Consider the following 11,716-nt stretch of genomic DNA (forward strand, 5'->3'; position numbering starts at 1 on the left):
ATGCGGTGTTCCAGTTAGTGCATGTGCTGACTGACACACCGCATTCGCGAGCAAGCCCGCTCCCACATTAGGTTCTGCATCAGATCAGAGATCCGATTCCTTGACCGCCCGCACCTTCCCCGCATCCAACGCATACGCCGCATCGGCCAGGTCATTGTTGACCTTCTCCACCTTCAGCGTGCCCGTCACCCACAGCGGCGTGTAGATGTCATCCAGCTTCAAGCCCTTGGGATAACGCACCAGCACCAACTGGTTGGGCGGCGGTGGCGGCACGTGGATGCAGGCGCCCGGATAAGGCACCAGGAAGAACAGCGTGCTGCGACCCTTGGCGTCGGTTTCCAGCGGCACGGGGTAGCCGCCAATGCGAATATTCTTGCCGTTCATGGCAGCCACCGTCTTGGTGGAATACATAACCGCCGGCAAACCCTTGCTCTGCTTCAGGCCACCCTTTGCGGTGAACGTGCCTTGGGCTTCCGGGGAGTTGTGGTCGATTTCCGGCATTTCTTCGAGGGCTTTCTGGTCCGACTTGGGCATCAGTTCCAGCCAGTCGGTTTCCGGCAGTTCGCCAGCGTGGGCCAACCCGGTGCATAGAAGAAGGGATAACAGAAGACGGCGCATGGAGAGGCTCGGCAAGGATTACAGTGCCGGCATTCTAGCCCTCTGCGCCTGCGCAGCGCAGAGGGCTTGGTCGCTAAATTACTTCTTTTTCAGCAGACCGTAGATCACCAGCAGCACCACGGCACCCACCAGCGCACCAATGAAGCCTGCGCCCTGGCCCGCCTGATAGATACCCAGTGCCTGGCCACCATAGGTCGCAACCAGCGAACCGGCGATACCCAGCAGGATGGTCATGATCCAGCCCATGCTGTCGTCGCCTGGCTTCAGGAAACGCGCCAGCAGGCCGACGATCAAACCGATAAAGATGGTCCCAATGATACCCATGGCATTTCCCTCTGATTGAAGTGAATTCAGTCAAAGCCTAGTCAGACTTTGGCTTCCTGCAATCAGAGGGTGGCGGGTACCAATGGTTCCGCCCGGCCTTGGGTTATTGCTCGGCGATCAGCGCTTCGACCTTGAGGATCTGCGCTTGCAGCGTCGCGCGATCCTTGCAGCGCAGGTTGGCGTGGCCGACCTTGCGCCCGGCCTTGAACGCCTTGCCGTAGTGATGCAGATGGCAGTCATCAATCGCGATCACGCGATCAACCGGCGGCACCACGCCGATGAAGTTGAGCATGGCGCTCTCGCCGACTTTTGCCGTGGAGCCCAATGGCAAGCCCGCTACCGCCCGCAGGTGGTTTTCGAACTGGCTGCACTCGGCGCCTTCGGTGGTCCAGTGCCCGGAGTTGTGCACGCGCGGGGCGATTTCGTTGGCCTTGAGGCCACCGTCGACTTCAAAGAACTCGAACGCCATCACGCCGACGTAATCCAGTTGCTTCAGCACACGGCTCGAATAATCTTCGGCCAGGGCTTGCAGCGGGTGGTCAGTGCTGGCCACGGACAGTTTGAGGATGCCGCTGTCGTGGGTGTTGTGCACCAGCGGGTAGAAACGCGTTTCGCCATCGCGGGCACGCACGGCAATCAGCGAGACTTCACCGGTGAACGGCACGAAACCTTCCAGCAGGCAGCCGACGCTGCCCAGTTCGGCGAAGGTACCGACCACGTCGGCGGCGGTGCGCAGGACTTTCTGGCCCTTGCCGTCGTAACCCAGGGTGCGGGTCTTCAACACGGCCGGCAGGCCGATGGAGGCGACTGCGGCGTCCAGGTCAGCCTGGGACTGGATGTCGGCGAAAGCCGGTGTCGGGATGCCCAGGTCCTTGAACATGCTCTTCTCGAACCAGCGGTCACGAGCGATGCGCAAGGCTTCGGCGCTCGGGTATACCGGCACGAACTGCGACAGGAAGGCCACGGTTTCAGCCGGGACGCTTTCAAACTCGAAGGTCACCAGGTCGACTTCATCGGCCAGTTGGCGCAGGTGATCCGGGTCGCTGTAGTCCGCACGCAGGTGTTCACCCAGGGCAGCTGCACAGGCATCTGGTGCCGGATCCAGGAAAGCGAAGTTCATCCCCAGCGGCGTACCCGCCAGGGCCAGCATGCGGCCCAGTTGGCCGCCACCGATTACACCGATTTTCATCAATCAACCACCTCAGGCAATGCGTGGGTCTGGATTGTCCAGGACGCTGTCTGTCTGCTCAGCACGGAATTTTTTCAGCGCCGCGTGGAACTGCGGGTGCTTGGCGCCGAGGATGCTGGCGGACAACAAGGCAGCGTTGATCGCGCCGGCCTTGCCGATCGCCAGGGTGGCCACCGGAATACCGGCGGGCATCTGCACGATGGACAACAGCGAATCCACGCCCGAGAGCATCGACGACTGCACCGGTACGCCCAGCACTGGCAGGTGAGTCTTGGCTGCACACATGCCTGGCAGGTGAGCTGCGCCGCCGGCACCGGCGATGATTACCTCGATGCCACGGGATTCTGCTTCATCGGCATACTGGAACAGCAAATCCGGAGTGCGGTGGGCGGAAACCACCTTCACTTCGTAGGGAATGCCGAGTTTTTCCAGCATATCGGCGGTGTGGCTAAGGGTGGACCAATCGGACTTGGAGCCCATGATCACGCCAACCAATGCACTCATCGTCGTGCCTCTTCTCTCTGGGCGCCCGCAGGCGCGTCAAAAAACAACAAGCCACGCGGGAAATCCAGCGTGGCTTGTTGTACGAATTAAGGCCGGTTGGACCGGCCGAAGGCCGCGCAGTATACCGTAATAACGCAGATAAACAGCCCCTGGAATGACCATCTGTCTTACACCGCAAACAGGCGGTTTTATTGACTTCCAGGTCAGCGAACACACCAGAAAACTAATGTGGGAGCGGGCTTGCTCGCGAATGCGGTGGATCAGCCACAGATGGGTTGACTGACACTACGCTTTCGCGAGCAAGCCCGCTCCCACATTTGATCTGTGTGGGCTCAGGTGTTCTGCGCCGCGCCGCCTTCCAGCTTGCGCCACAACAACCGCACGTTCGCCTTGCGCACCAACGCACAGCGATACAACCGGATCTCCAGCGGCACATGCCATTGCGGGCCGCCGCACACCACCAGTTCACCCCGGGCCAGCTCGGCGCGCACGCTCAACTGCGGCACCCAGGCAATGCCCAAGCCCTCAAGGGCCATGCTTTTCAGGCTGTCGGCCATGGCCGTTTCGTAAATCGTGGTAAAGCGCAGCGCCCGCTGGCGCAGCAGCAGGTTTACCGAGCGCCCCAGGAAAGCTCCGGCGCTGTAGGCCAGCAGCGGCACGCTGCCCTCGCCTTCCAGGTCGAACAACGGCTTGCCGTCGGCATCGGCGGCGCACACCGGCAGCATCTCGGTGTTGCCCAGGTGCAGCGACGGGAAGATCTCCGGGTCCATCTGCATCGCCGCATCCGGGTCGTAGAACGCCAGCATCAAATCGCAACCGCCTTCACGCAGCGCATGCACGGCGTCGCCCACGTTGGTGGCGACCAACCGCGTGGCGATGTTCAGCCCTTCGTTGCGCAACTGCGCGATCCAGCGCGGGAAGAAACCCAGGGCCAGGGAGTGCGCCGCCGCCACTTGCATGACTTCGCCCTGCCCGCCTTCCAGGTGATGCAGGTGGCGCAGCACCTCGCCGAGTTGCTCGACCACGGTCCGCGCGGTGACCAGGAACAACTGCCCCGCCGCCGTCAGTTCGACCGGCGTGCGCGAGCGATTGACCAGGGTCAGCCCCAGCGCCGCCTCCAGGCTGCGGATGCGCCGACTGAACGCCGGCTGGGTGACGAAGCGCCGCTCAGCCGCCTGGGAGAAGCTGCGGGTGGCAGCCAGGGCGCTAAAGTCTTCCAGCCATTTGCTTTCAAGGTTCATCACATCCTCCCGGGGCACGCACCATTTTGGCACACACGTCCGTCATGGTAACGGGGTCACACCGACATTATGCCGTTTATGCATAGGCCAGTGTTTAACAGCATTGGCCCAAAATCTCCTGCAAGCCTAGCATTCACAGCGTTCCGGCCTAGCCCGGGTCCATATCGAGATGATTTCCGTCATGTCCTCCGCTGCATCTTTCCGCACAGAAAAAGACCTGCTTGGCGTACTCGAAGTACCCGCTCAAGCGTATTACGGCATCCAGACCCTGCGAGCGGTGAACAACTTCCGTCTCTCGGGCGTTCCGATTTCGCATTACCCGAAATTGGTGGTCGGCCTGGCAATGGTCAAGCAGGCAGCTGCTGACGCCAACCGCGAGCTGGGCCAACTCAGCGAAGCCAAGCACGCTGCCATCAGCGAAGCCTGTGCCCGTCTGATCCGCGGCGATTTCCACGAAGAGTTCGTGGTGGACATGATTCAAGGCGGCGCTGGCACTTCAACCAACATGAATGCCAACGAAGTCATCGCCAACATCGCGCTGGAGGCCATGGGCCACAGCAAGGGCGAATACCAATACCTGCACCCCAACAACGACGTGAACATGGCGCAGTCGACCAACGACGCCTACCCGACCGCGATCCGCCTGGGTCTGCTGCTGGGCCACGACGCGCTGTTGGCCAGCCTCGACAGCCTGATCCAGGCGTTCGCTGCCAAGGGTGAAGAATTCAGCCACGTCCTGAAAATGGGCCGTACCCAGCTGCAAGACGCCGTGCCGATGACCCTCGGCCAGGAATTCCGTGCCTTCGCCACCACCCTCGGTGAAGACCTGGCCCGCCTGAAGACCCTGGCGCCTGAGCTGCTGACCGAAGTGAACCTGGGCGGCACCGCCATCGGTACCGGCATCAACGCCGACCCGCGTTACCAGGCCCTGGCCGTCCAGCGCCTGGCGACCATCAGCGGCCAGCCGCTGGTACCGGCTGCCGACCTGATCGAAGCCACCTCCGACATGGGCGCTTTCGTGCTGTTCTCCGGCATGCTCAAGCGTACCGCGGTGAAGCTGTCGAAGATCTGCAACGACCTGCGCCTGCTGTCCAGCGGCCCGCGCACCGGCATCAACGAAATCAACCTGCCGGCGCGTCAGCCAGGCAGCTCGATCATGCCCGGCAAGGTCAACCCGGTGATCCCGGAAGCCGTGAACCAGGTGGCGTTCCAAATCATCGGTAACGATTTGGCGCTGACCATCGCGGCCGAAGGCGGCCAGCTGCAACTGAACGTGATGGAGCCGCTGATCGCCTACAAGATCTTCGACTCGATCCGCCTGTTGCAACGCGCCATGGACATGCTGCGCGAGCACTGCATCGTCGGCATCACTGCCAACGAAGCCCGCTGCCGCGAGCTGGTGGAACACTCCATCGGCCTGGTCACCGCGCTGAACCCGTACATCGGCTATGAAAACGCCACCCGCATCGCCCGTATCGCCCTTGAAAGCGGCCGCGGCGTGCTGGAACTGGTGCGCGAAGAAGGCTTGCTCGACGACGCCATGCTCGACGACATCCTGCGCCCCGAAAACATGATTGCCCCACGCTTGGTGCCTCTGAAGGCCTAAGCGTTTGTTGCACCGCTCACCAGGTTGAGGGACTAGACACCTCTCACCTTTTGAGGGCCTGAAGGCTCGTTCTTCAGGCCCTTTTTTTTGCCTCAAGGTTGTGAAATGACGCCAATAAAAACTCCAAGATCGCCCAACAAACCCGCCTTGCCCGTAACGCCTTGGCTGAAACCTTTAATCGCCTCGTGCAGACGGATCACCCACTCCTAGGTATAGTGCCGCCCCTCTTCGCGTCAGCGGTCGTCGGTAACGAGACCCTGGGAAGCGCGAAACCGCATGAATAACAACACCCGCAAAAGGATTGGGGTCGAAGCGTCGTGCACTGCCTGGTGCCGAGCGATGCGTCGGACCGTCCTGCGTTTGCCATTAGAAAAATCAGCGAGGAACACTCCATGCTAGAAGTCATCAACGACTTCCTCTCAGGGAAAGTATTGATCGTGCTCATTGTCGGGCTCGGTGGTTACTTCACGATCCGCTCGCGTTTCGTTCAGTTGCGTCACTTTTTCCACATGTTTTCGGTGTTTCGCGACAGCCTGAAAAGCAGCGCCGGCCAGCTCAGTTCGTTCCAGGCGCTGATGCTCAGCCTCGCCGGGCGCGTGGGTGCCGGCAACATCGCAGGCGTCGGCATTGCCGTGACCCTGGGTGGCCCGGGCGCCGTATTCTGGATGTGGGTCACCGCACTGGTGGGCATGTCTTCGAGCTTTATCGAGTGCTCCCTCGGCCAACTGTACAAACGCACCGACGCTGAAGGCACCTACCGTGGTGGCCCGGCGTATTACATCCAGCACGGCCTGCACAAACGCTGGCTGGGCATGGTGATGGCGTTCCTGCTGCTGGTGACTTTCGGCTTCGCCTTCAATGGCCTGCAAGCCCACGCCGTCACCCACTCGCTGAACAACGCGTTTGGCCTCGACACCACCTACACCGGCCTGGCCCTGGCGGTGTTGCTGGGCCTGGTGTTCATCGGCGGGATCAAGCGTATCGCCTCGATCGCCGACCTGCTGGTACCGGTCAAGACCCTGGTCTACATCGCGGTGACCCTGTACGTGATCGTGCTGCAATTCGACCACGTGCCGGCCATGCTCGCGACCATCGTCAAGAGCGCTTTCGGCCTCGACCAGGCCTTCGGTGGCCTGGTGGGCAGCGCGATCATCATGGGTGTGAAACGCGGCGTGTTCGCCAACGAAGCCGGCCTGGGCAGTGCGCCTAACGTGGCGGCAGTCGCCTCGGTTGAACACCCGATCGCCCAAGGCGTGGTTCAGGCGTTCAGCGTGTTCCTCGACACCTTCGTCATCTGCACCTGCACCGCGCTGCTGATCCTGCTCTCGGGCTTCTACACCCCGGGCTTTGAAGGCGACGGCATTGCCCTGACCCAGAACTCCCTGGCGGCGGTGGTGGGTGACTGGGGCCGGATGTTCATCTCGGTGGCCCTGGCGTTGTTCGTGTTCACCTCGATCATGTACAACTACTACCTCGGCGAGAGCAACCTGCGCTTCATCGTAGGCGACAACCGCAAGGTGCTGATGGGCTACCGCGCGCTGGTGCTGGTGCTGATTTTCTGGGGTTCCATCGAGAACCTGAGCACCGTGTTTGCCTTCGCCGACATCACCATGACCATGCTGGCGTTCGTCAACCTGTTCGCCCTGGCGTTCCTGTTCAAGATCGCCATGCGCATCCTGAATGACTACGACGGCCAGCGTGCTGCGGGCATCAAGACCCCGGTGTTTGATTCCAGCAAGTTCCCGGACCTGGACCTGGACCGCAAGGCCTGGCCGGCAAATCCGGTGAAGCCTGAGCCAGCCGCTCAAGCGACCGCAGAACTGAACGCTCAAGCGCAACGCTAAACCTAGATAGATGACACGCCGCCCGGCCTTGGGCATGCTCTGGGCCCGGCGGCGTTTTTCGTTCAGGAGATTCTTCAATGCAACCAGCCAACAACGTCATGGTGCTCTACACCGGCGGCACCATCGGCATGCAGGCCAGCGCCAACGGCCTGGCCCCCGCTTCGGGGTTTGAAGCGCGCATGAGCGAAGCCCTCGCCCAACTGAATATGCCAGCCTGGCGCTTTCGGGAAATGTCCCCGCTGATCGACAGTGCGAACATGACCCCCGCCTATTGGCAGCGCCTGCGCGCCGCCGTGGTTGAGGCGGTGGACGAGGGTTGCGACGCCGTACTGGTGCTGCACGGCACCGACACCCTGGCCTACAGCGCCGCGGCCATGAGTTTCCAACTGCTGGGCCTGCCCGCGCCGGTGCTGTTTACCGGCTCGATGCTGCCGGCCGGTGTGCCCGACAGCGATGCCTGGGAAAACGTCAGCGGTGCGTTGGCAGCCCTGGGCCAAGGCCTGGCGCCTGGCGTGCAACTGTACTTCCACGGTGCACTGATGGCCCCGACCCGTTGCGCGAAAATCCGCAGTTTTGGTCGCCATCCGTTTGCCGCGTTGCAGCGTAACGGCGGCGTCGCCCAAGCCGAGTTGGTTCCGGCGGCGCTGCATTACCGCCAGGCCAAGGCGCTGGCCAATGTGGGTGTGCTGCCACTGGTGCCGGGCATCGCCGCCGCGCAATTGGACGCGTTGATCGACAGCGGCATCCAGGCGCTGGTGCTGGAATGCTTCGGCAGCGGCACCGGGCCGAGCGACAACCCACAGTTCCTCGCCAGCCTGCAGCGCGCGCAGGATAACGGCGTGGTCGTGGTGGCAATCACCCAATGCCATGAAGGCGGTGTGGAGCTGGACGTGTACGAAGCCGGCAGCCGCTTGCGGGGCGTCGGGGTGTTGTCAGGTGGCGGGATGACCCGTGAAGCCGCGTTCGGCAAGCTCAATGCGTTGATCGGCGCCGGGCTGGACAACGCCGAAATCCGCCGCCTGGTCGAACTCGACCTGTGCGGCGAACTGAGCTGACCGGCATATAACTTGCTCCTCTTCCAGCCATCCCCTGGCTGGAAGCACCCATGTTGCACTCCCACCTCACCACCCTCAATGCCGTCTCGTTGGTGCTCAATACCTTCAAGGCCGAAGGCCAACCCGCCGAGGCCTTGCTGGCCGGCAGCGGTATTTGCGCGGCGGACTTGAGCCGCGCCGACACCCGCATCACCACCAACCAGGAGATGCGCGTGTGCGCCAACGCCGTGGCCCTGCGCCGGGATATCGGCCTGGAGCTGGGCCGGCAAATGCACGTTTCTTCCTATGGCATGCTCGGTTACGCACTGCTCACCAGTGCCACCTTCGGTGACGCTTTGCGCCTGGCGCTGCGGTATCCGGCGCTGCTGGGAACACTTTTCGAGCTGGACCTTGAGGAAGACGGCACGCGCATCTGGTTCAGCGCCGCGGATTACCGGGAAAATCCGGCGCTGGAAACGTTCAACGTCGAACTCTGCCTGGCCTCGTTGAAGGTGATCTGCGACGACCTGCTGGGGCATGCCCTGCCGCTGTTGGGGGCGCGCTTTGAACACGACGCCCCGGATTACCGCGCACGGTACGCCGAAATCTTTGCCTGCCCGCTGCAATTCGGCGCCATCGCCAACGCGTTTGCCTTCGACCGAAGCTGGCTGGACCAGCCCCTGCCATTAGCCGACGCCGTCACCCACCAGGCCATGGCCGAGCGCTGCCGCAAGCAAAACACCGAGTTCACCGGGCGCCAGGCCTGGCTGGGCAAGATTCGCCACCTGCTCGCCAGCCAACTCAGCGCCGCGCCGGGCCTCGACGGCCTGGCCGAGCAGATGAACTGCTCCCCGCGCACGCTACGCCGGCACCTGCATGACTTGGGCTGCAGCTATCAGGAGTTGCTGGACGAGCTACGCTTCGAGCGGGCCAAGCGATTGCTGGGCGAGGATGAGCTGCCCATTTACCGAATTGCCGAGGCGCTGGGCTTCAGCGAAACCGCGAGTTTCCGTCACGCCTTTGTTCGCTGGAGCGGCGTCGCACCCAGCCAGTTCCGCCCCTGAAGCCACTTGCTGGGGCACGGCCGCGCCATTTCGGGGCGAATTGCGGTCACACACTTTGGCCATATTTATCCCCTTTTGGCCGCTCCTGCCATTCTCATTAATCCCACCCGCCGCAAGACTGGACTCACCGATTCAGCCTGCGGAGAACAACAATATGCTGACGATCTACTCGGACGATCACCACCTGCACCATGGCCGGTGCGAGTTGATGGACGGGCAACTGATGCCCTGTTTTGAAATGCCCTCGCGCGCCGACCATGTGTTGCAACGGGTCAAGGACCGCGAACTGGGCCCGGTGCAAGCGCCTGAGGATTTTGGCCTGGCGCCGCTGCAACGTATTCACAGCCCCGCGTACCTGGACTTCTTCAAAGGCGCCTGGCAACGCTGGACGGCATTTGGCCAGGACGGAGACTTGCTGCCCTACACCTGGCCCGCACGCACCTTGCGCCGGGTCATCCCCACCAGCCTGCACGGCCAGCTCGGCTATTACAGTTTCGATGGCGGCGCGCCGATCACCGCCGGTACCTGGCAAGCGGCCTACAGCGCGGCGCAAGTTGCACTCACCGCGCAACAGGCGATCCAGCAAGGCGCCCGCAGTGCCTTCGCCCTGTGCCGTCCGCCCGGGCACCACGCCGCCAGCGACTTGATGGGCGGATATTGCTACCTCAACAACGCGGCGATCGCAGCCCAGGCGTTTCTCGACCAGGGCCACACAAAGGTGGCCATCCTTGACGTGGACTACCACCACGGCAACGGTACCCAGTCGATTTTCTACGAGCGCGACGATGTGCTGTTCACCTCGATCCACGGCCATCCGGAGGCGGAATTTCCGTTCTTCCTGGGCTACGCCGACGAGTTGGGCGAAGGCGCCGGTGAAGGTTTCAACTTCAATTACCCGCTGCCCGCAGGTTCTGGCTGGGATCGCTGGAGCGCCGCGCTGGAGCAGGCCTGCGGGGATATCGAGCGCTACGGCGCCGACATCATCGTGGTCTCGCTGGGCGTCGACACCTTCAAGGACGACCCGATCTCCCAGTTCAAGCTCGACAGCCCCGACTACCTGGCGATGGGCGCGCGAATCGCCCGCCTCGGCAAACCGACGCTGTTTGTGATGGAAGGCGGCTACGCCGTGGAAGAAATCGGCATCAATGCCGTCAACGTTCTCGAAGGTTTTGAGGGATTCGCCCAATGAACATGCTCAAGCATCTCGTCCTCTGCGCCGCCGTGCTGAGCGGGGCCGCGCACGCCGAAGAAAGAACCCTGCGGGTCTACAACTGGTTCGACTACATCACGCCCAAGGCCCTGGAAGATTTCAAGGCGCAGAACCCCAGCGTCAAGCTGGTCTACGACATCTTCGACACCAACGAAGCCCTGGAGGCCAAGCTGCTGACCGGCAACTCCGGCTATGACGTGGTGGTGCCGTCCAACGTGTTCCTGGCCAAGCAGATCGAAGCCTCGGTGTTCCAGCCGCTGGACCGCAGCAAACTGCCCAACTGGAACCACCTCGATCCCAAGTTGATGAAGCTGATCGAGGCCAACGACCCCGGCAATAAATTCGCCGTGCCCTACATGTACGGCACCATCCTGATCGGCTTCAACCCGGACAAGGTCAAGGCCGCGCTGGGGGCCAACGCCCCCGTGGACAGCTGGGACCTGATCTTCAACGTCGAGAACATCAGCAAGCTCAAGCAATGCGGCGTGGCGCTGCTGGATTCGCCGTCGGAAATCCTGCCCCTGGCCTTGCAACACCTGGGCCTGGACCCCAACAGCAGCAACCCGGCGGACTATGTCAAAGCCGAAGCACTGCTGATGAAGATCCGCCCGTACATCACCTATTTCCACTCGTCCAAGTACATGGCTGACATTGCCAACGGCGACATCTGCGTGGCGGTCGGCTATTCCGGCAGCTTCTCCCAGGCCGCCAACCGCGCCAAGGAAGCCAAGAACGGTGTGACCGTGGACATGCGCCTGCCGAAAGAAGGTGCGCCAATCTGGTTCGATATGCTCGCGATCCCCAAAGGAGCCAAGGACCCGGAAGACGCCTACGCCTTTATCAACTACCTGCTGCAACCGGGCGTGATCGCGCCGATCAGCGATTTTGTCGGTTACCCCAACCCCAACAAGGACGCCACCGGGTTGGTGGATCCGGCGATTCGCAACAACCCCAACCTGTACCCGACCGAGGCGGCCATGACCACGCTGTATACCCTCAAGCCCCTGGGACGTGACGCCGAACGAGCCAGGACCCGCGCCTGGACCAAGATCAAGTCCGGCACCTGATCGGTTGCCGCCGGT

The 11,716-nt window shown here is 62.4% G+C and carries 11 protein-coding genes; 6 read left to right on the forward strand and 5 right to left on the reverse strand.

The annotated features are described in order from the left end of the window. Nucleotides 1-84: 84 nt before the first annotated feature. From C0058_RS32050 to C0058_RS32075, 5 genes are all read right to left on the reverse strand, one after another. Nucleotides 85-618, reverse strand: a complete 534-nt coding sequence (locus tag C0058_RS32050) for a DUF3299 domain-containing protein (RefSeq protein ID WP_023659290.1) — start codon at nt 616-618, stop codon at nt 85-87. Nucleotides 619-696: 78 nt separating this feature from the next. Beyond that, on the reverse strand, nt 697-942 hold the full coding sequence (locus tag C0058_RS32055; protein ID WP_003213408.1) for a GlsB/YeaQ/YmgE family stress response membrane protein: 246 nt from the start codon (nt 940-942) through the stop codon (nt 697-699). A 103-nt stretch (nt 943-1,045) separates the two neighbouring features. Beyond that, complete coding sequence (locus tag C0058_RS32060; protein ID WP_102370181.1) at nt 1,046-2,131, reverse strand: 5-(carboxyamino)imidazole ribonucleotide synthase; 1,086 nt, start codon at nt 2,129-2,131, stop codon at nt 1,046-1,048. A 12-nt stretch (nt 2,132-2,143) separates the two neighbouring features. Beyond that, nucleotides 2,144-2,635 carry a 5-(carboxyamino)imidazole ribonucleotide mutase gene (gene purE / locus C0058_RS32065; protein WP_003213411.1) on the reverse strand — a complete coding sequence of 164 codons (492 nt, stop codon included), beginning with the start codon at nt 2,633-2,635 and terminating at the stop codon, nt 2,144-2,146. Between the two features lie 332 nt (nt 2,636-2,967). After that, the gene (locus C0058_RS32075) at nt 2,968-3,876 is read right to left on the reverse strand and encodes a LysR substrate-binding domain-containing protein (protein WP_003213413.1); all 909 of its coding nucleotides are present in this window, start codon (nt 3,874-3,876) and stop codon (nt 2,968-2,970) included. A gap of 181 nt (nt 3,877-4,057) precedes the next feature. On the opposite strand from C0058_RS32075, the gene aspA reads away from it, so the two are divergent. From aspA to C0058_RS32105, 6 genes are all read left to right on the forward strand, one after another. After that, nucleotides 4,058-5,482 carry an aspartate ammonia-lyase gene (gene aspA / locus C0058_RS32080; protein WP_003213415.1) on the forward strand — a complete coding sequence of 475 codons (1,425 nt, stop codon included), beginning with the start codon at nt 4,058-4,060 and terminating at the stop codon, nt 5,480-5,482. A gap of 392 nt (nt 5,483-5,874) precedes the next feature. Continuing rightward, nucleotides 5,875-7,326, forward strand: coding sequence for a sodium:alanine symporter family protein (locus C0058_RS32085; RefSeq protein ID WP_003213417.1), 1,452 nt, complete (start codon nt 5,875-5,877; stop codon nt 7,324-7,326). A gap of 77 nt (nt 7,327-7,403) precedes the next feature. Continuing rightward, a complete protein-coding gene (locus C0058_RS32090; protein WP_102370183.1) occupies nt 7,404-8,381 on the forward strand; it encodes an asparaginase in 978 nt (325 codons plus the stop codon). Nucleotides 8,382-8,431: 50 nt separating this feature from the next. Next, nucleotides 8,432-9,424: an AraC family transcriptional regulator gene (locus C0058_RS32095; RefSeq protein WP_003213421.1), complete on the forward strand. Its 993-nt coding sequence runs from the start codon at nt 8,432-8,434 to the stop codon at nt 9,422-9,424. Between the two features lie 154 nt (nt 9,425-9,578). Beyond that, nucleotides 9,579-10,613 (forward strand): histone deacetylase family protein, encoded by a 1,035-nt coding sequence (locus C0058_RS32100; protein WP_008439485.1) that lies wholly within the window; start codon nt 9,579-9,581, stop codon nt 10,611-10,613. Further along, nucleotides 10,610-11,701 carry a polyamine ABC transporter substrate-binding protein gene (locus C0058_RS32105; RefSeq protein WP_102370184.1) on the forward strand — a complete coding sequence of 364 codons (1,092 nt, stop codon included), beginning with the start codon at nt 10,610-10,612 and terminating at the stop codon, nt 11,699-11,701. Before C0058_RS32100 ends, C0058_RS32105 begins: the two co-directional genes overlap by 4 nt. Nucleotides 11,702-11,716 lie beyond the last annotated feature (15 nt).

This window comes from Pseudomonas sp. NC02 (assembly GCF_002874965.1).
In the GTDB taxonomy this organism is placed as follows: Bacteria; Pseudomonadota; Gammaproteobacteria; order Pseudomonadales; family Pseudomonadaceae; genus Aquipseudomonas.